The 26,608-nt window shown below is 56.0% G+C and carries 17 protein-coding genes and 2 pseudogenes; 12 read left to right on the forward strand and 7 right to left on the reverse strand.

The annotated features are described in order from the left end of the window. Nucleotides 1-157 precede the first annotated feature (157 nt). Complete coding sequence (gene cobM / locus HPC62_RS15430) at nt 158-1,021, forward strand: precorrin-4 C(11)-methyltransferase (RefSeq protein ID WP_172357102.1); 864 nt, start codon at nt 158-160, stop codon at nt 1,019-1,021. Nucleotides 1,022-1,385: 364 nt separating this feature from the next. On the opposite strand, the gene HPC62_RS15435 is transcribed toward cobM, so the two are convergent. Next, a complete protein-coding gene (locus HPC62_RS15435) occupies nt 1,386-2,708 on the reverse strand; it encodes a calcium-binding protein (protein ID WP_172357104.1) in 1,323 nt (440 codons plus the stop codon). 294 nt (nt 2,709-3,002) lie between these two features. After that, complete coding sequence (locus tag HPC62_RS15440; RefSeq protein WP_172357106.1) at nt 3,003-4,829, reverse strand: ABC transporter ATP-binding protein; 1,827 nt, start codon at nt 4,827-4,829, stop codon at nt 3,003-3,005. Nucleotides 4,830-6,378: 1,549 nt separating this feature from the next. On the opposite strand from HPC62_RS15440, the gene HPC62_RS15445 reads away from it, so the two are divergent. From HPC62_RS15445 to HPC62_RS15455, 3 genes are all read left to right on the forward strand, one after another. Continuing rightward, nucleotides 6,379-7,863, forward strand: a complete 1,485-nt coding sequence (locus tag HPC62_RS15445; RefSeq protein ID WP_172357108.1) for an AAA family ATPase — start codon at nt 6,379-6,381, stop codon at nt 7,861-7,863. Between the two features lie 54 nt (nt 7,864-7,917). Continuing rightward, on the forward strand, nt 7,918-9,840 hold the full coding sequence (locus tag HPC62_RS15450) for a serine/threonine-protein kinase (protein ID WP_172357110.1): 1,923 nt from the start codon (nt 7,918-7,920) through the stop codon (nt 9,838-9,840). Nucleotides 9,841-10,255: 415 nt separating this feature from the next. Continuing rightward, nucleotides 10,256-10,636, forward strand: coding sequence for a phospholipid-binding protein (locus HPC62_RS15455; protein ID WP_172357112.1), 381 nt, complete (start codon nt 10,256-10,258; stop codon nt 10,634-10,636). Between the two features lie 334 nt (nt 10,637-10,970). Here the strand turns inward: HPC62_RS15455 and HPC62_RS15460 are convergent. Continuing rightward, nucleotides 10,971-11,726 (reverse strand): annotated as a pseudogene (locus HPC62_RS15460) (ISKra4 family transposase); the annotation flags it as partial. 84 nt (nt 11,727-11,810) lie between these two features. Between HPC62_RS15460 and HPC62_RS15465 the strand changes: the two are divergent. After that, on the forward strand, nt 11,811-13,124 hold the full coding sequence (locus tag HPC62_RS15465; RefSeq protein ID WP_172357114.1) for an NF041680 family putative transposase: 1,314 nt from the start codon (nt 11,811-11,813) through the stop codon (nt 13,122-13,124). A gap of 748 nt (nt 13,125-13,872) precedes the next feature. Here HPC62_RS15465 and HPC62_RS15470 read toward each other — a convergent pair. Then, nucleotides 13,873-14,298, reverse strand: a complete 426-nt coding sequence (locus HPC62_RS15470; protein WP_172357116.1) for a PAS domain S-box protein — start codon at nt 14,296-14,298, stop codon at nt 13,873-13,875. A gap of 98 nt (nt 14,299-14,396) precedes the next feature. Here HPC62_RS15470 and HPC62_RS23505 point away from each other — a divergent pair. Continuing rightward, nucleotides 14,397-15,436, forward strand: a protein-coding gene (locus HPC62_RS23505) for an ISKra4 family transposase (protein ID WP_172355000.1) whose coding sequence is annotated in 2 segments (ribosomal slippage) — nt 14,397-14,529 and nt 14,529-15,436 — 1,041 coding nt in all. Because the reading frame shifts where the segments join, the coding sequence is not laid out codon by codon here. Between the two features lie 525 nt (nt 15,437-15,961). Here the strand turns inward: HPC62_RS23505 and HPC62_RS23510 are convergent. Next, nucleotides 15,962-17,200: pseudogene (locus HPC62_RS23510) on the reverse strand (cache domain-containing sensor histidine kinase); the annotation flags it as partial. A gap of 463 nt (nt 17,201-17,663) precedes the next feature. Here HPC62_RS23510 and HPC62_RS15490 point away from each other — a divergent pair. Next, a complete protein-coding gene (locus HPC62_RS15490; protein WP_225910558.1) occupies nt 17,664-18,533 on the forward strand; it encodes an alpha/beta fold hydrolase in 870 nt (289 codons plus the stop codon). Nucleotides 18,534-18,697: 164 nt separating this feature from the next. Further along, nucleotides 18,698-19,036, forward strand: coding sequence for a P-II family nitrogen regulator (locus HPC62_RS15495; RefSeq protein ID WP_068515513.1), 339 nt, complete (start codon nt 18,698-18,700; stop codon nt 19,034-19,036). A gap of 39 nt (nt 19,037-19,075) precedes the next feature. Here the strand turns inward: HPC62_RS15495 and rdgB are convergent, their stop codons facing one another. Beyond that, entirely contained in the window at nt 19,076-19,657 is a 582-nt protein-coding gene (gene rdgB / locus HPC62_RS15500) for an RdgB/HAM1 family non-canonical purine NTP pyrophosphatase (RefSeq protein ID WP_172357118.1), read from the reverse strand. A gap of 241 nt (nt 19,658-19,898) precedes the next feature. On the opposite strand from rdgB, the gene HPC62_RS15505 reads away from it, so the two are divergent. Both HPC62_RS15505 and HPC62_RS15510 read left to right on the forward strand, forming a co-directional pair. Then, entirely contained in the window at nt 19,899-20,171 is a 273-nt protein-coding gene (locus HPC62_RS15505) for a hypothetical protein (RefSeq protein WP_172357120.1), read from the forward strand. A gap of 93 nt (nt 20,172-20,264) precedes the next feature. Beyond that, a complete protein-coding gene (locus HPC62_RS15510) occupies nt 20,265-20,645 on the forward strand; it encodes a phage holin family protein (RefSeq protein WP_172357122.1) in 381 nt (126 codons plus the stop codon). Here the strand turns inward: HPC62_RS15510 and miaB are convergent. Further along, a complete protein-coding gene (miaB, locus tag HPC62_RS15515; protein ID WP_172357124.1) occupies nt 20,642-21,997 on the reverse strand; it encodes a tRNA (N6-isopentenyl adenosine(37)-C2)-methylthiotransferase MiaB in 1,356 nt (451 codons plus the stop codon). The two genes, HPC62_RS15510 and miaB, sit on opposite strands and share 4 nt — an antisense overlap. 1,034 nt (nt 21,998-23,031) lie before the next feature. Here miaB and HPC62_RS23155 point away from each other — a divergent pair. Next, a complete protein-coding gene (locus tag HPC62_RS23155; RefSeq protein ID WP_216655270.1) occupies nt 23,032-24,105 on the forward strand; it encodes a hypothetical protein in 1,074 nt (357 codons plus the stop codon). Between the two features lie 474 nt (nt 24,106-24,579). Then, nucleotides 24,580-26,556 carry a serine/threonine-protein kinase gene (locus HPC62_RS15525; protein ID WP_172357126.1) on the forward strand — a complete coding sequence of 659 codons (1,977 nt, stop codon included), beginning with the start codon at nt 24,580-24,582 and terminating at the stop codon, nt 26,554-26,556. Nucleotides 26,557-26,608 lie beyond the last annotated feature (52 nt).

Below are 26,608 nucleotides of genomic sequence, written 5' to 3' on the forward strand. Positions count from 1 at the left end.
TTCGCTACACTTTGCTTTCAGGACTGACGCACGTGCGGTCGGTTTTCTGGATTTTGGACGATTTCTCGCGGCTGCAGCCCACGAGAAATTATCCACCACGGAAAATCGTCCAACTGCATCCGTCCTAGTTTTCTAATCACGTTTGGGGCGATCGCCAATGACGGGTCTTCAGGTCACTGATTTCGGGGCAAATCTTGCAGTTGGAACAGCGGAACCGCTGGAGCCAGCCGTGTATATCGTGGGCGCGGGGCCCGGCGATCCAGAACTGCTGACGCTGAAGGCCTATCGTCTGCTAGCCCAAGCGGACGTGATTTTGGTGGCCGATTCGCTGGTGCCGCAGCAGGTGTTGGGCTGCGTCCGCCCCGATGCGGAGATTGTGCGGACGGCCAACAAAACGCTGGAGGATATTCTGCCGCTGATGGTGGCGCGAGTGCGATCGCACCAATCGGTCGTGCGGCTGCATTCCGGCGACCCCAGCCTCTACAGCGCCATCCACGAACAAATGCACCTGCTGGCAGCCGCGGACATTCCCTTTGAAGTGATTCCGGGCATTAGCGCGTTTCAGGCGGCGGCGGCGCGGCTAAAGGTAGAGCTGACGCTGCCCGGCCTGGTGCAAACCATTATCCTGACGCGGATCAGCGGGCGCACCCAGGTTCCCGATGCCGAAAATCTGGCTTCTCTGGCAGCGCACAAAGCCAGCCTGTGCCTCTACCTCAGTGCTCGCCATGTAGAAGCCGCCCAGGCCCAACTGATGGAACACTATGCCGCCGATACGCCCGTGGCGATTTGCTTTCGGCTGGGCTGGCCCGATGAGCAGATCTGGCTTACGCCGCTCAGCCAGATGGCGGCAACCACGCAGGAAAAAGACCTGATCCGCACGACGCTATACGTGATTAGTCCGGCCCTGGCGGCAAGGGGTTCTGAGGAAAGCTCCGAAACATCCGTGCGATCGCGCTTGTATAACCCAGAGCATGATCACCTATTTCGGCGATCGCCCTCCAGGAAAGCGATCCAGCCATAGTTCAGCTATCGTAAAGGGTTCGTAGAGCGTCGCGGGAAAAGGAGCAAGCTCAGGAACTCTCAGAACAATTCTCAGAATATTTACTTAAGCACTTTGAACTTTTCCGTAATTTCACAGAAAACCCAATACACTATTTTCAAAGACCAGTAGTGATCCTGAAGGGCAGGCGGTGCGCTCCGTCTGCTCTTTTCTTTTCTGTCAGAATTTAGCCTTCTCGGATGTAGCAAATGCTTCACAGGCGAGCTTATGATTTTTGATTTTGGATTTTGGATTTGCGATTTTGGATTGCCGGTCAGCGTCCGCTGGGCCTCCGCAATTTCGTCCATAGCGATACTTTGAAAGGATGGACACTAGGCCGGGTCGCCTAGAACAGCACCAAGTCGATGCTGGGTGAAAAGGTCAACCCCGGCTGAAGCTGCATCACCAGCGTTCCGTTAAACGTCAGCGCTCCAGTGGCGCTGCTATAGGCAAACTGGCTCGTTAGCATCGCCCCGGTGCCAAATTTGGAAATTTGGATTGTATCGCCTTCGGCACGAGAGAAATCTTGAATCGTCGCCACGCCGTTAAAGCTGAAAAACAAGAAGGTGTCTGCGCCCGCGCCACCCGCCAGCGTGTCGTTGCCGCTGTTGCCGGATAGCACGTCATTTCCCTCGCCGCCGCTGAGGCTGTCGTTGCCCAGCCCGCCGGTCAGCGAGTCGTTGCCCGCGTTGCCCAGCAGCGTGTCGTCGCCGTCGCCGCCGCTGAGGGTATCATCGCCCTCTTGTCCCTCCAAGCGGTCGTTGCCATTGCCGCCAAAGATCTCGTCGTTGCCGCCGCCGCCAAACAGCGTATCCTTGCCGTCGCCGCCAAAGATCAGGTCGGCATCCTCGCCGCCAAAAATCAGGTCGTTGCCGTCGCCGCCGCTGAGTTCCTGGTCATTGCCAAAGTTGACTTCCGTTGCGCCGTCGGCCAGGCCGCCATAAATCGTGTCGTTGCCCGCGCCCCCCAGCAAGATATCCTTGCCGTCGCCGCCGATCAGCAAATCTCGCCCCGCCATACCGTCTATGATGTCGTTGCCCAGGCCGCCGTTGAGGGTGTCGTTCCCTGCGCCGCCGTTGAGGGTGTCGTTGCCTGCGCCCCCCAGCAAGTTATCTTTGCCCTCTTCACCAAACAGCGAGTCATTGCCGCCACGACCGCGCAGAGTGTCATTCCCCTCCTGTCCTCGCAGGGTGTCGCTGCCGCTTTTGCCATCTATCGTGTCGTCGCCCTTGCCTGCAAAGATTGCGTCGTCGCCAGCAGACCCCCCGTAGCGATCGCCCTGTTGGCCCAACCGCACCGGCACCACTCCCGCATCCAGCAGAATAATCGTCACTTCCTGCGATGCGGCCCCTTCTGCCAGACGGATGCTGAAGAGCTGGTTGCCCGCAGCAGGTTCCCGAAACACGTAGGTCGATTTGGCAAAGCCCAGGCCGTCGCCCTCCGACAATGTGAACACTACCGAGTCGGTGCCGTCGGGTACGCCGTCGTTAAACACTTCAAAGAATACGGGGCCGGCTTCAAACTCGAAGGGAATGCCGGCAGATGCTGTGCCCACCTCTGCTGGATCGAGCCAGGTGGGTAAGAAGTCGCTCTGATCCCACGACCGCTCATCGCCCCAGAAAGAAGACTGGTTGCGCTGCCGTCCTCCGCCCTTGGCTTTTTTCTTCATATATCGAACCTCTTGTATGGGCTACCGGAGACGCAGGATTTTGGGAGTAGGTTCCTGCATCCACCGGGTGTGAAATGAAACGTTAGAATCGGGCGATCGCCCGCATCAGGCAGCACCCCACGTTCTGGGTTAAACATTCTGGGCGAACACTACCTTCTTCAATTCAAACGGGCACTTTTGCGGAATCTTTGAAGCCCTAAAATTTGAAGCTCTAAAAAAAGGGCAGAGCTAAACACGCGCTGCCCCTCTGGGTCGTATTCCTGCTCAATACTCGACTGAATCAGTTCAGGTCAATTACGCCATTAGCTCACCCGTTTCCTGCAAAGCGTGGAGGCGGTGATAGATGCCGCCGTGGGCGAGGAGTTCCGTATGACTGCCCACTTCCACAATTTGACCCTGATCTAGCACCACGATCTGATCCGCTTCCCGCACCGTACTCAGGCGGTGGGCGATGATGATCGTCGTGCGCGTGCCCAGAATGTTTTGCATCGCCAACTGGATCGATCGCTCGGATTCGTAGTCCAGGCTGGAGGTGGCTTCGTCAAACACCAGCACGTCTGGGTTCATCAGCAGGGCGCGGGCAATGCCGAGGCGCTGTCGCTGACCGCCAGAGAGCCGCACGCCCCGCTCGCCGACGACGGTGAGATAGCCCTGGGGCAGGATTTTCACGAATTCGTCCACGCGGGCAATGTGGCAAGCTTCGGCGATCGCCTCCTGCGTCACGCGGGGGTTGCCATAGGTCAGATTGTCCATCAGCGTGCCGTTGAACACATCCACCTCCTGGTGAACGATCGCCAGCCGCTTGCGATAGCCCGTGATGTCGAGCGATCGCACGTCCTGACCATCAATCAACACGCGCCCACTGTGCGGCTCGAAATAGCGAAACAGCAGCTTCACTAAGGTCGATTTGCCAGAACCAGAACGACCCACCAGCGCCACCGTCTGACGCGGCTCGATCAGCAGATTGATGTTTTGTAGCACCGGGCGATCGCGCTCATAGCCAAAACTCAGGTTTTCAAAATGAACCTTACCTGTGAATTGATAATGGCGCACCGCTGCGGGCGTATCGAGTAAGTTATGGGAATCTTGCCCGTCCGGAGTTTGCATGAACTCGTGAAAGCGGTTCATCGAGGCATAGCGGCGGGCAAACACCTCCGCCACGGTGCAGATCGGTTCCAACTCTGCATAGGCCATGCTAGACACCGTGAGCGTCGTCACAAAATGACCCAGCGAGATATTGCCCTGCACCGTCGCCCACAGCGTCAGCGCCAGCACCACAAACACCGACGACTCCACCACCAGCTTTTGCCAGGCAAACAGGGTGACGTAGCCCTTATGAACCCGATAGTCCACCACCTTAAACTCGCGTTCTATCCGCTGTCGCTGCCGCTCTAGCTCGTTTGCCTCCGTCGCAAAGGCTTTCACGGTTTTGATGTTAGTGATGATTTCCGAAGTGCGGCTTTCGGTGTTCTCCATGTATTCATCGAGCCGTTCCTCTTTTTTGATCAGCCGCCGCAGGTTGTGCAGCAGAAAGGCGAGAATCAGCACAAACGAAATCAGGAACAGGATCGCGATGCGCCACTCGATCAGTAAGATGACTCCAAAAATCCCAATCACGCGAACAATCTTGGGAATAAGCTGACCCGCGATTTCGGGATAGGTCCAGGTATGGTTTGCCAACCCCCGCGCGACTCGCCCAGAGATGCGTCCCGGATTGTTTTCGTCATAGAACTCCAGCGGCAAAGAAAGGACTTTGGCGATCGCCCGAATTGTGTGATCGCGGCGCGACCTCAGGGCGATGTCCCAGTGAAACCAGACCCCCAACCAGGCCTGAATCGGCGCACGAACCACCGTCACCAAAAAGATCACGCCCAGCAGCACCACCAGCGAGAGCGATCGCCCCACATCCCAATCGCCCATTGTGCCAACCTGCGCCACAAACCGCTGCAACGGCCCGTCCAGCGGCTGCCCCGACAGCACATTCAGCAGTTGCCCAATGGCATAGGGGACGGCCAGATCCAGCACTTCAAACAGGCTGCTGGCCGTAATGCTAAACACCGAGAGGCCCCAGTATCGTCTGTAGTAATTCAGAATATTGCGAAAACTCTGTGAACTCGCCATCGCGGGAGACCTCCACCCAGATCGGCAGACGGAGATGTGCCCAAGAGTCTCATCAGAAACTCAGGGGCGATCGCCCTTCTGTACAGTTAGATTACGATTGTAGCACGGCGTAATACAACTGGCTGAAGAGTTTGGCTAGAGGCGCGGTTGGCAACTGGCGAGTCAGCCACCCAAAACAGCACACCCTAGAACCCCGCGCTGCCCTAGGCAGTGTCCTAAAATTTTCTAGGTCGTTGATTGCCTTGAGTCGATCCCCCTAAATCCCCCTTATTAAGGGGGGACTTCCGGAGTGGTTCGGCTCGGTTCCCCCCTTTTTTAAGGGGGGCTAGGGGGGATCGAAGGGTTTTAAAACATGCCCTAGGGTTTGCTCTAGGTCTGCCTCAAATCGCTATCCCAAAATAATGTCTAGTGAACATTTAGTACCCGAAATACATAATGCTGCGCTGAAAACTCCGGATGCGCCAAGAATCCGGGAGAAGCTTCCTGACGGTAGGACAATTTTGTAGACGACAATTTGTAAACGACTTGTAAGCGACTTGTAGACGACAAGTGGACAACAGGTTGCAGGTGCAGTCAGTCATCGCCCCCGCACAGCCTGTCTAGCGGGGAGCAGACCCAAAGCGATGCTGCGTCAACCGTCTATGCATGTGCTACGCATGTGCTATGCATGTGCTATGCGTCGTGTTATGCATCGGAATCGGGCGATCGCCCAGCGACCTAGCGAGGCGGACTCGGTTTTTGATGGCTAGTCAGGCAGGGTAGAACCGTAAACAAAGAAAGCCAGAGCACCAGGGCACCAACTTCAAACATAGGATGTCTTTAAGGATTAGTTGATGTGAAACAGGGAACAGAGTAGAACCTGAAGCTGGGCAGCGGAGAGCACAAAGCAAGTGACAACATGCACCAACCTGAGACCGGCACAGACCAGACGCAGCCCGGATATCAACACAGACCGGATATCGACACAAAACAAATTGAACCGCTGGTAGAAACTCCCCATTTGCTGGTCACTGAATCGTCCTCTAGTGTTGCTGTAGAACTGCTTACTTGAGGTCACTGAGCAGTCCTTCAGAAACAAGACTCGTATCTTCTATTCTTACCATTAATTTCACGGATTCATACCGTCAACATACTGAGTTTCCCAGATCACGGCGGTTCATCTAATCGGGCGATCGCGCTTCATTATTCCTCAAGGTTGACGACAGTTTCTGAGTGGGAATACTACAGGTTAGTGTTTTGGGGGTGGAGCCACTTGGAACCCTGGATTCCGTCTTGAGCTAGCGCTTTCTCAAAACAATCTCAAAACAATCTCAAAACAAGATGAAGGTTCAGGAAAAAGAGCCTGTGGATCAAAATCCTCCTTTTGAAGGAGATTAAGAAGGAGATAGAGATTGCAAGAGATTTTGAGGAAAGCCTGTTGGCGGATCATCCATCCGTTGGATTAGCACCGCTCGCTTTTACAACCTGATGCACCCCGCCTGATGTTCCAACCCCCACCCTCTTCGCATCAGCCTTGCGGAGTCATTATCCCTAACCCATTAAACTTCTCATGTCCGCAGAACCCCTTACCGAGTCATTACCAGAGCCACCCACGGGAGCATCCGCCGGATTTGCCGACAACTGGAGCTATCTGAAAACCGAGCTAGGCTGGCTAGAGCGGATGTTGATGGTGGCGGTGGCGCGACAAAAAAAGGAAGCCAAAGAAATCGACCGGGTGGCCCAGTCGCGGGCAGACCGAGTGACGAGCCACTGGTGGCAGGGCGTGATTTCGCTGGACGGCAAGATTTGCTACGACGAATATCGCCAGCCGCCTGTGACGACAGCGGTAACCACACCCCGACTCGGCTATCAGCAGCAGCTTGAAGGACGCATCCGGGCGACGGAGGCCCGCGGCGTTTTGCTGGGGCTGCCGATGTTGTGCGATCGCCTCCAGCTTTCGCTGTTTGAAAAGCAGGTGGTTTTGTTGGCGATCGCCCCAGAGGTGAACCGCCGCTACGCCCGTCTATATCGCTTTTTGCAGGGTGAAGAGTCTGCCGTGTCTGACCTGCCCACGGTGAACCTGGCGCTGCAACTGCTGTGTCGCAATGACCAGGAATGGCGGGTCGGGCGATCGCGCCTGCTGGATGACGCACCCCTGCTAAAGTTGGGACTACTGGAGCGACACCCGCGCAACACCGACACCCTGCTCAACCAATCGCTGCGGCTGGTGGCTCCCCTGGTCAGCTTTTTGCTAGACGAACAGCCCCAGGCGGCGGTGCTGGACCGCCTGCTGCAACCTGCCGCCGTCGAGTCGTTTTTGACCCTCCGCCGGACGGACGTGCCGTGGGATGCGCTGGTATTGCCAGAATCGCTGATCGGGCGGCTGCGATCGCTCTGTGATCTGGCCAGCGCCGCTGCCGTCTCCCCGACCGCCAGCGGGCCCGTCGCTGTCCTGGCTGGGCCCTCAGGGGTCGGCAAAACCCTTGCTGCCGAGGCGATCGCCCACACGCTGGGGCAGCCCTTGGCAATGGTCGATCTGTCCCAGGTCAACCCGGCCGACTTTCCTCTGCTGCTGCAAGACATCGAGTCTACCCGTCCGCCGCTGCTGCTGGTGAAATCGGCCCAGCTTTGGCTGCGACGGTCAGCGGCGATCGCCCCTTCGGAAATCTCCCGCCTGCTCTCTCTCCGGCAAGAAGATGGAACGCTGACCCTATTCAGCCTGCCCCACGCCGAGGCGATCGCCCTGCCCTGGCAACGCCAGCTCCGTCCGGTTCTCTCGTTTGCCATGCCCGACGCGGCCCAGCGCTGGCAGCTTTGGCAGCAAACAGAACTGTTTCCGCAAAGCAGCCCCATCGACTGGGAGGCGCTGGCCAAGCAGCTTGCCGTATCCGGTGGCGAGATTCGGGCGATCGCCCAGACTGCCCGCCAGCTTCAGCTTGCCAAGGATGCGCCCCTGACCGAACACTTGCAGCGGGCGATCGCCCTGCGAGGACATTCTCTCTCACTGCCACTGCGGTCGCGCAGCCGGGGGCGCAAAGTGCAGAAAGAGTCTTAGCAGATTGGCAATCCAAAATCGTCAATACTAAAATCCAAAAGCGGTATTGCCCCCATGTATTGCCTCAACCCCCGCTGTCCCAAGCCCGCCAATCCCCAGAGCCATCGCTTTTGTCAGACCTGCGGGGCGCGGCTGCTGCTGGGCGATCGCTATCGAGCCTATCAACCCCTGGGCAATGGCGAATCGAGCCGCACCTTTTTGGGGCTAGATACCCACCAAATTACCGACAACCGCTGCATTATCAAGCGCTTTCAAAACCAAACCGGCGAAGAACGATTTCGACAAGAAACCGCGCGACTCGACGAACTCAGCAGCCATCCGCAAATTCCCGATCTCTACGCCTACTTTGAGCGAGAAGATGCCCAATTTCTGGTGCAGGAATTTGTCGAAGGGCGCAGCCTGTTTCAGGAAATGACCCAGGACGGCAGCTTCGACGAATCCCAAATTCGCGCCCTGCTGGCTGAGATCTTGCCCCTCCTGCAATTTCTCCACGACCACCAGATTATCCATCGAGACATCAAGCCCACAAACCTGATTCGCAAAGGGCAGCCCCCCAGCGGCGGGCAGCAGGCAGAACTCGATGTCACCAGTTGGGCGCTAACAGACGCACCAGAGCTAACGGGCTGGCTGCAACCCTCCAAAATCCAAAATCCAAAATCCAAAATCCAAAATCCAAAATCCCTCGTTTTGGTCGATTTTGGCGCAGCCAAACGCCTCACCCAATCCGCCCTGGCCCGCCCGGGAACCCTCATGGGCAGCGCCGAGTATGCCGCACCAGAGCAACTGATGGGCCATGCAACCTACGCCAGCGATTTATACAGCTTGGGCGTAACCTGCATTCAGCTTTTGACAGGGCTGAGTCCGTTTGAGCTATTTGACGGCGTGCGGGGGCTGTGGCACTGGCGGTCGGTAGCGGGTACTGTCAGCGACACCCTGGCACAGGTTTTGGACAAAATGCTGGCCACGAGCTTGGGCGATCGCTTTTCTTCGGCCGCTGCGGTGATGGACGTGCTTGGCATTCGGAATCAGGAATCGGGGGTCGGCAATCCGGGAACCAGGGTCAGCCTGAAACCCGAACCCGAAAGCCACTGGCGCTGTGTGGGGACGCTGGAGGCAGGGGCGGGGGTAAATGCGATCGCCCCCCTCCCTGGTCGAGATCTGCTGTTTAGCGGCGGCAATGACGGGCGGCTGGTGGTGTGGGACTGCGATCGCGGCGAGGCGCTGTGGATGTTTGAGGAGCCAGGGGTGGTCGTGACGACGGTGGCGGTGAGTCCCTTGGGCGATGCGCTGGCCAGCGGCGGCTTTGACCGCACCATCAAGCTCTGGGATTGGCAGTCCGGCACACTAACGCGGACGCTGGCGGGCCATACGGACGTAGTGACGGCGATCGCCTTTGCTCCCGATAGCACCCTCTACAGTGCCAGCCGCGACAAAACGATTCGCCAATGGCTGCCCCACACCGGCGAGGCGATCGCCACCTTCAGCAGCCACAAAGCAGCAGTAGAGGCGATCGCCCTCCACCCGCAGCAGCCGATTCTGGTCAGCGGTGGCGCAGAGGGCGCGGTAAAAATTTGGCATACTGGCACGCGAGAACTGCTGCGAACCCTGTCGGGGCACGGGGCCCAAGTGAGTGCGATCGCCTTACCGCCAGAGTCGGCTACGGCGCAAAGCAGCAGCGTCCTCAGCGGCAGTTGGGATATGTCGCTTAAGCTGCGGAACCTGCACGCGGGCGGGCTGCGCTACAACCTGACTGGCCATCTATTGCCGATTACGGCCCTCTCTTGCAACCCATCCGCCCGCCTGCTGTCTACCGCCAGCCACGACACTACGGTTAAAATCTGGAATCTAGAAACAGGGGCGCTGCAAGCGACTCTCACAGGACACACGGCTGCGGTGGAGAGCGTCGCATTTTTGTCCAAGAAGCGTCTCGCCAGCGCTGGACGAGACGGCACAATCAGGCTCTGGCAGGTATCCTAAGCAAGTTTCAACCACTGAGTAAAAATGAGTAGAAAGACTCATTTAGCTAGGCCAGTAGCTGTGTGTTTCCGGATCAATAAACGATGAATTTTTCAGGAAGCTGGCTGAATCGGCTAAAACCCTGATGTAGCAGGCATCTTAGATTGTTATATTTGAGGGAACTAAGGGGTTTCACCCCTCAAGGCTAACCGTATTTTCCGGACTGCTTAATCTGTGCTTTGTATTTTTTGAATCCAGTCTAAGTGTTTGCACGTAGAAAGCTGACTAATTGACGGATTCTCAATAGTTACACCTGCTTTAGCTTTATGTTAGGCTTCACATAATTTCAGATTAAGTGAATCTAACGAGAAGATTCAGCAGAAACGTAGCTAGCCCCCAGTTCGCTAGCTGAAAATCATAAAAAGGATGTGCATTTATGATTTCAGGAGCTTTGTCATTCGTTGAATCTACCGGAATGAACACCCATACATCTGCCAAAGACACGACTCATTCTCTCTTCAAAACGATTCCACCAGAGCGGGTTGGAATCGATGGTCAGTATGACTATAACGGACTTGCAAATCGCGTCACGCAAGCATTGGAACAGCAGTTTAGCTACGAAGAGTTACAACATCTAACGGTGCGCCAGCGAGGAACCGTGGTGATGCTTTCGGGTAAGCTTTCCAGTCAGCACTTGCTTCAGAAAATTCGCTGTGCCTCTCTCAATGTTTCTGGTGCAACGGATGTTGAAATACATGGTGTAGATATCGTGCCACAGTCTGCTTACCAAGGCACTGCCCAAGCTAACTGTGCTTAGAGCTTACCTCAATTCCGTCGTTCCAAGCAAATAGCCGTAATCAGATGGCTGCATTGTAGAACATAGCTGTAATTGGGTGGCTGAATGACTAGGCACTGTTTTAAAACTTTCTAGGCCATTGATTGCTCTGAGTCGATCCTCCTCCTTAAAAAGGGGGACTTCCGGGGTGGCTCGGCTCGGTTCCCCCCTTGTTAAGGGGGGCTAGGGGGGATCAAAGGGTTTTAAAACACGCCCTAGGATGCTGGTGGGTGCAGCCGTAACGTACTCCCTTTGAGGCTTTCGATGCACTGCGCTAGCGCTCACGCATAGGAGCATCCCACTTTCGATGAAACAGTCAACTGGCGAGCTGTCCATTGAGGTAGGCACAGCGCAGACTCAACATGGCATTAACGGAGGCCGTATTCCAGCGAGCACCCGAAATTTGGAGGCGTCGCCCAATCTGTTTGACAGCCGATTCTACGGCTCCTGATCCAATAGAACAGAGTTGCTCAGCCTGGTAGAACCCATAATTCACGATGCGAGAGCGATGGGTGCTCAGATAGGCTTCAAAATTGCGGGCTTGCTTGCGCCGACAGTCGGCAAAGAGGGCCCTGGCGGCTTCCACTTGACCTTGCCATAACAGCATTTCCGCCGCTGCTAAGCGCTTGAGCGACCCACCGACTTTGTAGAGGTTTTCTTTGAGATGGTACCAATCGAGGATTTCCCAACGGGTCTCAACGGTAGTGAGTTGAGCAAACAGATTCCACACCCCAGCGTGACCATCGCCCAGACAGACCAGTGGGGAGAGCAAGCGTTGAGCGCTGAGATAATCAATCAAGCTGTCATTGTCTTGGAAGAAGGCGTTGTAATAAATCCCCTCCACCCGCACCGCTTTGTAGTCTCGCCACGGGCTATCGGACTCTAGCAGGTCACGCAGACGGACTTTGCCGCCATCAATGCTGACCTCACTGACGCCTTGTTTAGCCTCGGCAGACTCGAACGACTGACGCCCCACCAGACGTTGTTGGGTCGAGTGCCCGACCCGCATCCCGGTCAGGGCTACGATGTCATCCTCTGCATCTTGAAACGATTCGTTGGCACTTGACTTTAGTTTGGACTAATGGTGAAGAGGAAGGCAGTCAATGAGAAGCACCGACTGCCGTAAGGTCAATGAAGTACAACCAACATTGACCCCATGATTTTCAACGAACTTCAGCAATTTCGCCAAACGTTGTATGCCAGCTTGGGAAACGCCAGAGATGCCCTGTTTGATCTGATGGATGCCGTGTTAGTGAGTGCGTGCATCGTGTCGTTTGTGAGGCTATCGCAGAGTCCTGTCTTTCGTCGCCAGTGGTCGAGCACCTATGAAGCGTTGCGCGATAGCCGCCTACCCCGATCAAAGGTGCTGAAGCTGTTGGTGCAGCAGATACCGACTCAGCAGCAACCGTTGTTGGCAAGTGATGCGAGTCGGTGGAACCGTCCTGCTGCCAGGCGTTTGAAAGACCGCACCTTATCAGGCAGAACAGGACATGCCCCGATAGCCGGACAAAACTACAGTACCTTAGCCTGGATTGCTGAAGACAGGGGCAGTTGGGCATTACCATTGCGGCATGAGCGCATCACCAGCTTTGAAACACCCGCCAGTAAAGCGGCATTCCAACTCAAACAAGTGACTCGGCAGTTAGCGGTGCGTCCGTTGGCGATCTACGACCGAGGGTACGGCAATGCCAGTTTTGTCAACCAAACGGCAGGGATTGAGGCAGACTTGCTGCTGCGGGTTACATCCAATCGATGTGTCTATGGCGCGCCCCCAGCGTATCGAGGGCGAGGCGCACCTGCCAAGCATGGACATAAGATGAAACTCAATGACCCTGACACTTGGAGTGTCCCGGTCGAAACCGTTGAAGTCGATGATCCCAACTGGGGACGAGTGCGGGTCAGTCGTTGGAGTGCATACCATTTCCGCAAATCCCCCAAACGGGCAATGGAAGTGTTGCGCGTGGAGGTGCTGGAGACACAGAGCAGCACGCGACGCTTGGCTCCTTTGTGGTTAGTTTGGCTGGGTGAGCAGATGCCTCCGTTAGAAACCCTGTGGTTGCACTACCTCCGTCGCTTTGCCATTGAACACTGGTATCGCTTTGCCAAGCAGAGGCTATATTGGACACATCCCCAGTTCAGTTCTGTATCGGCAACCGAACAGTGGAGCAGCCTGATGCCGTTGCTCAGTTGGCAGTTGTGGTTAGCGCGAAAGGACTGTACTGACCACCCCTTGCCCTGGCAGGCACCGCAAGAAACGTTGACTCCGGGTCGGGTCGCACAAGCGTTTGCAGGCATTTTGGCAGCGATTGGCACCCCTGCTCCTGCGCCTAAACCTCGTGGTAAATCGCCAGGACGAGGCAAGGGGCACAAGCCAACTCCTCGTCCCTGCTATCCGATGGTCAAAAAACGAGCCTCGAAACGCAAGACATCCGAACAATCCCTGAACAGTCCGGTTGCAACAGCAGCTTAACTGCGAGCAGGATTGTATCCAATTCCTTAAGTTCAACTGTTATGAACGGTTGAGCAGATTCTTTATGGCATCCTGTTGAGCATTATTGTGATGCCAGTTAGTCCAAACTAAAGACTTGAGCGTAGGTTGGCTTTCTCTAGGCCACCACTGAGACGGCTGTAAGCCTTTACGCCTAACCGTTCTGCCTGACTTTGACGAATCTCAAGGACCCCTACCAAACTCTTCAATCGGCGAACCCGGCCTCGGGCGGGGTAGGCTTTCTGGTTGACAAAAAAAGGGCAACTCGAGGGCTCACCTCCTCTAGCATTTGCCGTCGTACAGTCTGCTCGATGCCTTCTAGACTATCGAGCCCCTCTCGGTTGCTATTGCGATACAAAATCTCGGCGATCTCTGCTGTACAAGCTTCCAATCGCTTTTGGTCTTCAGGTGTCATGGTGCTGACTGCCTGACACATCTCTGGAAACCCCTGATTTCTCGTAGGGGACGCTGGCCCAAAAGCTCCTCTGACCAAGCCCTCCGGCTCCAACTCAGGAGCTATGGGCTTCGATCCCAAGACAACGAATTTTCTGGGCTTTCGGGACTTGTGTCAGGCAACCAAGTCATGGTGAGTCATCCCTGGGGCTACCCTCCCATTCTCACCCTTCGCACTGTTTTCGCGAAAGTGGGATGCTCCCCTCACGCATCCTGTTGGTTAGTTACGTGATTATGTCTACCGACTTAGGGACTTCAAGCTCTGCGGATAGGGCTACTAGCTCCAGAATTGATCCAAATCAAAGCCTGAGATTTCTTCCTGAATTTCCTGAAAATAGTTGCTGCGGGTTATCATTTCTACTTCCGTTGCGCGGCGGCTTTGATCGATTTCAATTTGCAGTTCTTCTAGGTGCCGGCGGATCTCTTCTTCCCAGCGCTTTCGCTCGGTAATATCCTGCACAATGCCTTCGTAATAAAGGATGTTTCCTTGCGGATCTCGCACAGCTCTGGTGCTTTCCTCCACCCAGATCATCGTCCCATCTTTTTGATAGCTCTGGTAAGTAAACGCTTCAATCTGGTCGGTGATTTCTAGCGCTGTTTTGAAGGCCTGGCGACGCTCTGGCTGGACATAGATTTGGGTCGAAATGTCTTTTACTGAATTCACCATATCTTCGGATGAATCATACCCATAGAGGCGGGCCATGGCGGGAGCATCCCACTTTCGCGAAAACAGTGCGAAGGGTGAGAATGGGAGGGTAGCCCCAGGGATGACTCACCAGGACACCTGAAGACCAAAAGCGATTGGAAGCTTGTACAGCAGAGATCGCCGAGATTTTGTATCGCAATAGCAACCGAGAGGGGCTCGATAGTCTAGAAGGCATCGAGCAGACTGTACGACGGCAAATGCTAGAGGAGGTGAGCCCTCGAGTTGCCCTTTTTTTGTCAACCAGAAAGCCTACCCCGCCCGAGGCCGGGTTCGCCGATTGAAGAGTTTGGTAGGGGTCCTTGAGATTCGTCAAAGTCAGGCAGAACGGTTAGGCGTAAAGGCTTACAGCCGTCTCAGTGGTGGCCTAGAGAAAGCCAACCTACGCTTAAGTGCCAACGAATCGTTTCAAGATGCAGAGGATGACATCGTAGCCCTGACCGGGATGCGGGTCGGGCACTCGACCCAACAACGTCTGGTGGGGCGTCAGTCGTTCGAGTCTGCCGAGGCTAAACAAGGCGTCAGTGAGGTCAGCATTGATGGCGGCAAAGTCCGTCTGCGTGACCTGCTAGAGTCCGATAGCCCGTGGCGAGACTACAAAGCGGTGCGGGTGGAGGGGATTGATTACAACGCCTTCTTCCAAGACAATGACAGCTTGATTGATTATCTCAGCGCTCAACGCTTGCTCTCCCCACTGGTCTGTCTGGGCGATGGTCACGCTGGGGTGTGGAATCTGTTTGCTCAACTCACCACCGTTGAGACCCGTTGGGAAATCCTCGATTGGTACCATCTCAAAGAAAACCTCTACAAAGTCGGTGGGTCGCTCAAGCGCTTAGCAGCGGCGGAAATGCTGTTATGGCAAGGTCAAGTGGAAGCCGCCAGGGCCCTCTTTGCCGACTGTCGGCGCAAGCAAGCCCGCAATTTTGAAGCCTATCTGAGCACCCATCGCTCTCGCATCGTGAATTATGGGTTCTACCAGGCTGAGCAACTCTGTTCTATTGGATCAGGAGCCGTAGAATCGGCTGTCAAACAGATTGGGCGACGCCTCCAAATTTCGGGTGCTCGCTGGAATACGGCCTCCGTTAATGCCATGTTGAGTCTGCGCTGTGCCTACCTCAATGGACAGCTCGCCAGTTGACTGTTTCATCGAAAGTGGGATGCTCCTGGCCATGGCTGGGTTGACGTTAATATATCGCCCATCGGTTGTGGACTGAAAAATGCCCTCGACGGCGTTTTCATAAATGCTGCGATATTTTTCTTCGGCAATGCGAAGCGATTCTTCTACTCGTTTACGAGCAGTGATATCGCGCACCATAATCAGCACTTCATCTTGTCCTAAGACGGCGATACGGACTTCTTCATCCTGCCGTTTGCCATTGACCTCGATTTGCTGTTCGTAGACCTGAAGGCGACCGGTCGTAAGGGCCTGCTGAATATACTTGAGGCGAGTTTCGGCGATCGCCCTCGGCAGCGAATCCGTCACGTTGGAACCCGGCACAAACTGCTCATTGCCGTAGACTTGCAGCAGGCGATCGCCCCCCACGATGTCGATGTAGGTTCCATCCCCACTGACTCGCATCAGCAAGTCGGGAATCGCCGTGACGATGGCGCGGTTGGTGGCTTCGCTCTGGCGCAGCGCCTCGAAGGAATCCTTGAGCTGGTGGCTCATGCGGGTAAACGTGTTAGCCAGGGTTTGAATTTCGGTAATCGAGCCGATGGGTTCAACGGGCTGTCCCCAGTTGCCCTCGGCAATACCCGCTGTGGCCTGGGTGACGCGCAGGATCGGGCCGGTGATCCAGCGAGCCGTGAGGATGCTGCCCAGGATCGATGCCCCCAATGCCCCCAGACAGAGCAGCGCGGTGTTGCGTGTGTTGGCATCGATCTGCGCCATAAAGTCTGACTCTGGCACGACAACAACAATCAGCCAGTCTAGCCCATAGCCATCGCGAAACGGCACCACTTCAAGAAACTGACGCTGCCCATCGAGCGAAAAATCTAGCCGCTGGGGCTGGGCGATCGCGCTGGCATCAAACCCGCCAAACCGCCGTGTCAGGTAAGTTGCCGTTTCGCGCACCAGCCGATCCTTACTTGCAGTTGCGGGCAATAGCTTGGCATCCTGCCCTTCGCCCTGCATAAGCGGCTCGTCGATGGAGTTGGAAATCAGGTTGCCGCTGCGATCCATGATGAAAGCCTGCCCCGTTTTGCCGATCTGGAGATTCCGCAAAAACATGCGAAACTCTTCTGGCAGCACCACATCCGTCGCGCAAACGCCGATCAGCTTGCGCCCCGCTTTGTCATATACAGGCTGGCTGGCGGTGACGTTGGGTAATCCGGTCGTAAATGCAATGTAGATATCTGTCCAGGTGGGCCGCTCTGCTAGCACTGCGGCCTTGTACCACGGGCGCTGGCGCGAGTCGAAGGGCCGATCGAGCTGGCGCAGGCGGTAGGTGCGCTCGCCTCGCACGTCCAGGCTGTAATATTCCCGCAAAAAGTTATTGGAGGCATTGCCGTAGGACAGTTGCAGAGAGCCATCCTGGGGCGATCGCAGCACGCCAAAAAATTCCCCCGTCTGGGCGCTACCGCAATAGACAAACGCCACCGTCGGCGCAATCTTCATCTGCTGGTAAAACTGGCTCTCGCCCCGCGACGCATTTTCGACATCCAGATCGCCCAGGGAAAAGGCGCTGGCGTTCAGCCGATTGATTTCGTGGGGTACTGCAAAATAGCCCTGTAGCTCTCGCTCGATGCGGGCGGTCAGTTCTTGCCGGAGCTGGTTTGCCAGGTCATTCACCGCCTTTTGCCCGTTGCGAAACGAAAGGTAGCCCACCAGCCCCACGACTCCAATAATTTGGGCAACCGAAGCCAAAATCAGCAGATTTCTGAGTGGCAAACTCTTGGGCATTGAACGGATGAGGGTAGGTCTGGAGGGGCTGAGGGATGGCGCTAGGGTACTGCCATGAAGGCAGGAGAGGGGGTTTTGGGTTTTGGATTTTGGGGCCGGGGGTGAGATATCTCCTGGTGGGGGGGTTCGCCTATCATAACCCTCGGAAAAGAGAATTAAAGCAGGTGTCGCTGGGCTGGCATGATGAAGCTGGAGGTTGACGGCAGGGCGACTGGTGAGCCTGCTTCAGGATTTGCTATGAGGTCTACTGTGAGGTCTGCTGTGGGAGCGAGTGGGCGATCGCCAAACGAATCATTTCCCTCTTCGTTCTTCCCTCTTCGTTCTTCCCTCTTCGTTCTTCGAACCCTCCTTCAGCAAGGGTTCAATGTTGGGTGTTGAAATTTAGACTTTGAACCCAGACAAAAACAATGAAACGACAACCATGAGACGACGGATGCAATCCAGCACGACCCCAAAATTGAGCATGAAAGACCGAATCACTGAACCAGAGGCGATCGCCCTGCTGGAACAAATGCGGCGAGAGCCGATCGTCACGTCGCTCTGTTCAGAGGCGATCGCCACCAACACCGTACAACTGGGCACTGGAGATCCGCCGATTTTGCTGCTGCACGGGTTCGACAGTTCCCTCCTAGAGTTTCGGCGGCTGATGCCGCTGCTGGCGGCCCATTTCAACACCTGGGCAATCGACCTGTGGGGATTTGGGTTTACCCAACGGCGACCCGACCTAGACGTTCATACAACAGCACTCCGCACACACTTGCACTATGCCTGGAAAACCCTAATTGGGCAACCTGTAGTGCTAGTGGGGGTGTCGATGGGTGGTGCGGCGGCGATCGACTTTGCGCTGAGCTATCCCGATGCAGTGCGGCGACTGGTGCTGATCGACAGCGCGGGCTATCGCAGCGGCCCCGCCTTTGCCAAACTGCTTCCGATGGCGATCGCCCGACAGGGAGCGCGGTTTTTGGCTCGTCCCACGGTGCGCCAAAACGTCATGCGGCGGGCATTTTACAAGTCTCAACTGGCCACCGACAGCGCCTACGCCTGCGGGGCATTGCACCTGGCAGAACCCCACTGGGAAACAGCCCTGGCCCAGTTCACTCGCAGCGGCGGCTACGGTTCATTTCGTTCCCAACTGTCCACGCTCCGCCCGCCCACGCTAATCCTCTGGGGCGACACAGACCGCATATTGGGAACCCGCGACGCGCTAGAACTGGCCCGCAGAATTCCCCACAGCCAGTTGGTCTGGATTCCTCAATGCGGACACCTGCCCCATCTTGAACAACCCCAGGCGATCGCCGCTGCGATCTACCAGTTTTGTCAGCCCCGCGCCTGACAACAGCCCTCCGTCTCAGGAAACTCGCATCACTTCTCACCCCAAAGCCTTAAACTAATCATGAAAACGACGTATCACCAGCTACAAAATGCTCCCCTAAGCGGTGATAGAACGAATCTGCTGGTGTGCGGACTGAATTTAAACTTTCAGGAGTGATCGATTAAATGAAAAAAGTAGAAGCGATTATTCGGCCCTTTAAGCTGGATGAAGTCAAAATTGCCCTGGTTAATGCGGGCATCGTGGGGATGACCGTTTCCGAAGTGCGCGGCTTTGGGCGGCAAAAGGGGCAAACCGAGCGCTACCGAGGATCGGAATACACCGTAGAGTTTTTACAAAAGCTGAAAATTGAAATTGTGGTGGAAGACGAGCAGGTAGACATGGTGGTGGAAAAGGTGATTGCCGCCGCCCGCACCGGAGAAATCGGCGACGGCAAGATTTTCATCACCCCGGTAGACAAGATTATCCGCATCCGCACGGGCGAGGCTAACCAGGAAGCGATTTAATCTCGCTGCCTGTTCTGCTGTCCATTTTGCATTTCCTGTCTATCTTTCGTCAGCAAGGCGCTCTAGCTCTGGCAGCAGCGCCGCAAAGGCAAGCCCCCGGTGACTGATGCGATGCTTTAGGTCTGGGGGCATTTCTGCATAGGTCATGCTGTATTCCGGCACGTAGAAGATCGGGTCATAGCCGAAGCCGCCTGCGCCTGCGGGGGAGGTGGCAATTTCGCCAGGACAGATGCCCTCGGTCTGAAACGCAATGGAACCATTGGGCCGGGCGATCGCCACTGCACAGACAAACTGGGCCCGCCGATCGGTCTGCCCCTCCATTTCCCGCAGCAACCGCGCAATCCGCTCAGCATCGCTCTTGCCGTATCGCGCTGAATATAGCCCCGGCGCACCGCCCAGCGCGTTGACCTGGAGTCCGCTGTCATCGGCGATCGCCCACTCTCCCGTTGCCGCCGCCACCTGCGAGGCCTTCAGCGCCGCATTCTCCAGAAACGTGCTGCCAGTTTCTTCGATCTCCAGCGACGCAGGCTTCAGCTTCAGTTCCCACGGCGTTTCTGCCAGATAGGCCGACATTTCCTGCACCTTGCCCGGATTGCCCGTCGCCACAATTAAGCAATGCATGGCCATCAACCTCCCGCCATCTGGATTTTTCAGCGACTTGCTCGCATTTACTTTGTTAAGTCTAGGCAAATCTGGTATGGTATGCGGTGGATTCACTAAGACTGAACTGCAACCATTGCGGGTCGCAGCTTTTGGCCGGTTGCCCTTGCTGTGAGAACTCGTTCTGGGTGTTTTGTTTAATTTGCACTTTCTATTTAATAAGCGTTGGGTTATGCGGGCAGGTCGCGTTTTTTCTCTCTGCTTGATTAGCTTTTTGATTGGGGGCGTTCTCGGCGGTATCTTAGGGGCGCTGGGGGGCGGCGTGACGGGCGGCTTTGTGGGCGTGGCTTCTGGCGCTTGCACGGCAGCCAAAGTCGCAATGGATCAGGGTCTAATTACAGAAGACCAGGCCAACCAAATCATCGGCACCACCGCAGACAGCTTTTTGGCACAAGGCCGGCTGGATCGGCGCGTGACGGAAGCCATGAAGGGCGGTGTGCAGGGCTGTTTGCAGCAGTCCAACCAGGGACAATAAAAACTTGAAAAAATTAAAGTTTCAAAAAGATTCAGACCAAAGATTCAGACCATAAGACTCTTCAGCAACTCTTTAGCAAATTACTTCAGAACTATGGAAGGCTGGATTATCGGACTGCTCATTTTTGCCTTGGTGACGGCAGTGAGCCTGGTGATTATTTCTAACTTGCCCCTTGGCATTGATATCGACGGTTTCCCCAAGGCGTTTCTCTCTGGGCTGGTGATTGGCGCACTCAATTCGCTGGTGTTGCCGCTGCTGAGTTCGCTGAGGCTGCTGAATCTGCTGACGCTGGGGCTGTTCGGTTTGGTTGCAACCGCGATTGTGTTTGGGCTGGCGGCCTTTTTGGTGCCAGGGTTTCGGCTGCGCTGGGGTTTTCTCAGTGCGCTGCTAGGGGCGATCGCCCTCAGTTTTATCAACAGCTTCCTATTCTGGCTGCTAGGCAGACTCGGCATCTATACCCAGCTAGCAGGCTAGCATTCAGCGGCGACGAGGGCGCGACCTGTCAGGCTAAAGGCGCGAACTTCGGTGATTTTGACAGGAACGACCCGTCCGCGTAGCTCCTCTAGGTTGCCCTCAAAGTAGGTAAGGCGGTTGCCGCGAGTGCGCCCCATGACCTGAGTTGGGTCTTTGGGGTTTTGGTCTTCTACCAGCACCTCTTCGACGCGGCCCAAATACCGCTGCGATCGCTCGGCTGCTTTAGCGGCAACGAGATGATTCAACCGCTGGAGGCGATCGCTCTTGACCTCCTCCGAAAGCTGATTGTCCCAGTTGGCAGCGGGCGTGCCCGGACGCGGTGAGTAGGCGGCCGTGTTGAGTTGGTCAAACCCAATGTCGCTCACCAGCTTCAGCGTATTTTCAAACTGCGCCTCCGTCTCACCCGGAAAGCCCACAATTGCGTCAGCGCTAATCGACGCATCGGGCATATAGCGACGAATGGTGTCGATGATGCGGCGATACTTTTCGTGGGTATAGCCGCGAGACATGGCCTTTAGCACGTCGTTGTCTCCCGACTGAAAGGGAATGTGGAAATGCTCGCAGACCTTGGGCAACTCGGCGCAGGCGCGAATCAGCCGCTCCGTGAAATAGCGGGGATGGCTGGTGGCAAACCGGATGCGCTCAATTCCTGGCACATCGTGAATGAAATAGAGCAAGTCGGTGAGCGTGTGCAAGTGGCGGCCGTCCGGCGTGGCTCCGGGCAGGTCACGCCCATAAGCGTCGATATTTTGCCCCAGCAGCGTTATTTCTTTATAGCCCTGCTGCCCCAAGACTTCGATCTCAGCACGAATCGCCTCTGGCGTGCGCGACTGCTCCACCCCCCGCACATTGGGAACCACGCAATAGGTGCAGCGCTCGTTGCAGCCATAAATCACGTTGACCCAGGCGGTCACGGTGCTGTCGCGGCGCGGCTGGGTAATGTCTTCCATAATATGAACGGGTTCCGTCGCCACGACCTGACTGCCCTGAAACACTTGCTCCAGCAAGTCTTGCAGACGATTGGCGTGCTGCGGCCCCATCACCAAGTCCAACTCTGGTACGCGCCGCAGCAGGGCTTCTCCTTCTTGCTGAGCCACACAGCCCGCCACAATTAGCGTCAGGTCAGGCTGCTCGTGCTTGCGCTTGGCCTGCCGCCCCAGATAGGAATAGACCTTCTGCTCGGCATTGTCACGAATGGTGCAGGTATTGTAAAGAATCAGATCGGCAGCTTCGGGATCGTCTGACCAAATAAACCCCATGTCTTGCAGGATGCCAGCCATCCGCTCGGAATCTGCCTTATTCATCTGGCAGCCGAAGGTGGTGATGTGAAAACGGCGAGGGGAGGCGGTCATAGGTGAAGATAAACTTGCGGGTGGGTCAGGATTGATAAGGCATTAATCATTATAGGTGGGGACTGGATGGGTGGGGACTGGATGGGTGGGGCCGTATTGGTTTCGAGGCACTGGCTTCGAGGCACTGGCTTCGAGGCACTGGCTTCGAGGCACTGGTACTAACCTTGCAGAGCCATATTGCTTAGTACGACACAGCGCACTCCCCTACGCCATTCCAACTCCTTGTAGGACTTACGCAGTTGGACAATTTCTCGCGGGCTGCGCCCGCGAGAAATTGTCCAAAACCCAGAATGCTTATTGAAAGTGCGTAAGTCCTGTCCTTGATTCAAAATTTACGGAATTTCCGCAAATTAATCGTCGTAACTTCACGTAGAAACCACACAGGTTTCGTGTCCTTGGTTACAATATCTTTATTCTTCGAGAGATTTGGCAAGTTGTTTGACGCTCTTGCATAGGCTACGGGCGCGTAGGTTAGTGCGTAGGTTAGATAGTCAGGCTCACTCGGTGTTCCCTTCAAACTTTCCCTGTTGCCTCGGTTTCCAATTTTTAGGCTAACGATTTGGTTCTCGGTTAGAGGTTTGGTTCTTAGTTAAGAGCCTAATTTTCGTTTTATAACGAGCCAGTTTGCTAATTTTTCCCAAAGGCAGTACTCTACGTAGATACTGAATCGAGCTTTCGGTAAATTTACGTAACATCTACTGAGATTGCTGAAGTTGTTGCGATCGCGCTTGTAGCCAGCGCTCGTAATCAGCATTCCTCGTTCATCAGGTGCATCTATCGCAAGTCGTTGAGCATGAGTCGAGCATAGGCCCAGGTCGCTATGCGACTGGCGTTCAGAGTTTGAAGAGGTTCAGGATTTAGAGTTAACGCGCTGAACGCCAATCGGCTCAACGTCAATCAGCGCAGCACCCATTGCGTAATCTTACGATTTTCGACGCTGTAAGGTCAGAGACACCGATGCCTCTGGCATCAGTGTTTATAAGCTGTTTCTCCCGTAGAAAAAGCATTCTGGTAAATTTCAGTTAAGTCTAGCCATGTTTGCATCTCCCTCTTCCGCTGCATCGTCTGTAGTGGCGCATCGACCATTTGCAATCTGCCAGCAGCGCAGCTTAAGCCCGATTAAGTCGTTCATCTTCGCACTGGGCGGGTTGTGTCTGTCGATGGCGATCGCCCCGACGGCCAGTGCCGCCACATTCACTGAAGTCGGGGATGCGGGTCAAACCCTTGGCACGGCCCAGCTTGCCAACACTCGCGTTGCAGGAACTCAGCTCACTGCCATCTTGGGTACTTTGGGCGGCAACGCAGACCTGTTTGGCATTCAAATCAAGAACAGCGCTGGACAGTTTATGGCCAGCACAGGCAACCTTGGCAAAACCCTGTTTGAAGACACGCAGCTTTTCCTGTTCGACTCAGAAGGTAGAGCTTTATTTGCCAACGACAACACGCCAGACGATGACCCCGGTCGCGCCAATCCGGGCACAAGGCGTTCTACACTCCGCCTACCTCGGAATACGATTCCCGACGGGCTTTATTTTCTAGCGATTTCTGGCTATAACTACGACCCGGTGGATTCTGCGGGCAATCTGCTGTTTTCCGATGCTAGAGCCGATCGCAACAAGCTGGTGAGTGCGCTTAACCCCGGCAGCAGGCTGGGCGGCTGGGTTGGCAGACCCGGCTATAGCGGCCCCATTTTGGATTATCAGATAGATTTGGTTGGCGCAGAATTTACCTCTCTGGTGTCGCCAGTTCCTCCACCGACTCCAACCCCGACCCCTACGCCCACGCCCACCCCGACTCCGACTCCAACCCCAACACCCACCCCGACTCCAACCCCGACACCCACTCCGACTCCAACCCCGACACCCACCCCGACTCCGACTCCAACCCCGACTCCGACTCCGACACCCACCCCGACTCCAACCCCAACACCCACCCCGACTCCAACCCCAACACCCACGCCCACTCCGACTCCAACCCCAACACCCACGCCCACTCCGACTCCAACGCCCACTCCAACACCAGAACCCGTGCCCGAACCCTCAGCCGTTTTAGGGCTATTGGCGGTTTTGGGCGTGGGGTATCGCCTGCAAAAAGGGCGATCGCGCTAGGAGACATTCCAACCCAATACTGACCAGAGGGCTGCGGCTGAAAGGTGTGCTGGTGGGCGATCGCTCGACTTTTAAGCGGGTTTATCCGAACCAGACGTGCGAACTTGTGTATAACTAATAAGTAGGTGCATCTGAGATATCCCGGATAAGTTAGTACCGATCAGGTACTTGGCCTGTTTCGGGTGACCCGTTAGCTGGTCTTCCCGGTTGTTTTCTTTCCCACGGCGTGGGTCTGGCATTTTGTGGCGCATCTAACCTGCCGGTTGAGTCACTGGTCGAGTTGCTAGCCGAATTCCTGTCAGAAAGATAAGCGTTTGACAAGCTGATCGAGCCATGTTGCTCTAGGCTGAGAATCGCGACGGGTTGAGGCTGCACCCGTTTGAAAGTCTGCCAGTTCCTAGCTGATCGGAGTATCTATCATCGGGAGTGGTGACTCTGCGCTGCCGCCCGTCTATGCAAGATGAACCCTGCTGAATGAGCCGTTCGACTCCGCTTCTCAATTCGGATAAGCCCCTGGGTGGACGCTATCGTGTGCTGCGGCAACTGGGCACGGGTGGTTTCGGGCGCACCTACTTGGCAGAAGATCTGCACCTACCGGGACATCCTCGCTGTGCGCTGAAGCACCTGAAGCCCCAGATCAACAGCGACGACACGCTATCGATGGCGCGACGCTGTTTTGAGACGGAAGCCCAGGTGTTGTATCGGCTGGGCGATCACGACCAGATTCCCCGGCTACTGGCCCACTTCGAGGAAGACCGTGAGTTTTACCTGGCGCAAGAGTTTATTGAAGGAGAGTCTATTGCCCGCGAGCTGGTAGAGGGGCAGGTTTGGTCTGAAGGACGGGCGATCGCCCTGCTCAAGGACGTGCTGCAAGTGCTGTCATTTGTCCACGGGCAGCAGGTAATTCACCGTGACCTCAAGCCCTCAAACCTGATTCGGCGGCGGGCCGACCAGCGGATTGTGCTGATCGACTTTGGCGCAGTGAAGCAGGTCAGCGCCCAGGCCGCAGAAGCCGGAAACACCAACCTCACGATTTCCATTGGCACTCAGGGCTACATGCCCAACGAGCAAATTGCAGGCAAACCCCGCTTTAGCAGCGACATCTACGCAGTTGGGGTGCTGGGCGTGCAGGCGGTGACAGGAGTGCATCCGCGACGGCTAGGGGAAGACACACGGGGAGAACTGGAGTGGCAGCATCTTGCGCCCCAAGCCAGTCTAGCCTTCAAAGAGGTGCTGGATCGCATGGTGCGGTATGACTTTCGCGATCGCTATAGCACAGCCGACGAAGCGCTGGCGGCCCTGGAAACCATCCCAGTCGAAGCAGAAATACCCATGCCGCTGGAGTTTGTGCCCTCAGCATCATCCGCTCGAATCGCAGACACACCCACAGCATTGACAGAATCCCTGGTTTATCCCAACAGTGCTGGCAGTAGCGGCGCGTCGGGATCGGTCGTGGCCCCAATGGAACTGCGGGAGGCGACGCAGGACGATATCGGCACGCAGATTCATCCGCCGCTGTCGCTGGATGAAACCATGATCAGGCCACAGGCTGATCCGACGCGAGTGACTCGCGTTGAGTGGGTGGAGTCATCGACCGAGGCAGCCGATCACACAAACGTCCTGACCGACGTGATTCCTCGGCGAGACGATTCAGGGGCCATTCCTGCACCTCCCTCTACGCCCAGTTCCTCCTGGCAGATGCTCCGGTGGACTCCACTGGTGCTGCTGTCGGCAGTGGTGGCGATCGCCACGGCTACGTCGCTTTCGTCCTGGCTGGTGGTGCGCTGGTTAGAAAACCGGCCGGCAACCCCCATCAGCAGCCCTAACAGTTCTAACAATAGTCCCAGTAATCCTCCTAGCCCCGGCGCAGTGGTCTCCCTCACGCCGACAGAACAGGCAGCAGCGCTGCTGACCCAGGCCCAGCAAAAAGCGCAGGACAATCGCCCGGACGAGGCGCTGTCGCTCTATAACGAGGCGATCGCCCTAGATCCCAAGCTGGTCGAAGCCTACGTGGGGCTATGTCAAGCGCTCAACACCTTGCAGCGCCCCGAAGAGGCCATCGTATCTTGCAACGATGCCCTGGCCTATCGTCCAAACGACCCCGACGCGCAACTGGGCAAGGGAGACGCGCTGCTGCTGCAAAACCGCACCTATGAAGCACTTCAGGTATACGAGTCTGTTTCCAAACAGCATCCCGAAAACGCGAACGGCTGGGTCAAGCAGGGCGTGGCGCTGCAAAAGTTGGGGCGGTCTTCGGAAGCGCTGGTGGCGCTGGACAAAGGCATTGGACTCTTTCGCAATTCGCCCGAAGCCTGGAGGACGCGGGGTGCTGCACTGGTGACGCTGCGCCGCTATAGCGATGCAGTCATCGCGCTTGACAAGGCCCTCCAACTCGACCCCAACGACGCTGCTGCAAAGGCACTCCGTCAACAGGCCGCCCAATCTCGGTAACCGTCCTCCCGCTCCGCTCTTCCCTCTTCTTTCTTCGTTCTTCCCTCTTCGT

Source organism: Thermoleptolyngbya sichuanensis A183, assembly GCF_013177315.1.
Classification (GTDB): Bacteria; Cyanobacteriota; Cyanobacteriia; order Elainellales; family Elainellaceae; genus Thermoleptolyngbya; species Thermoleptolyngbya sichuanensis.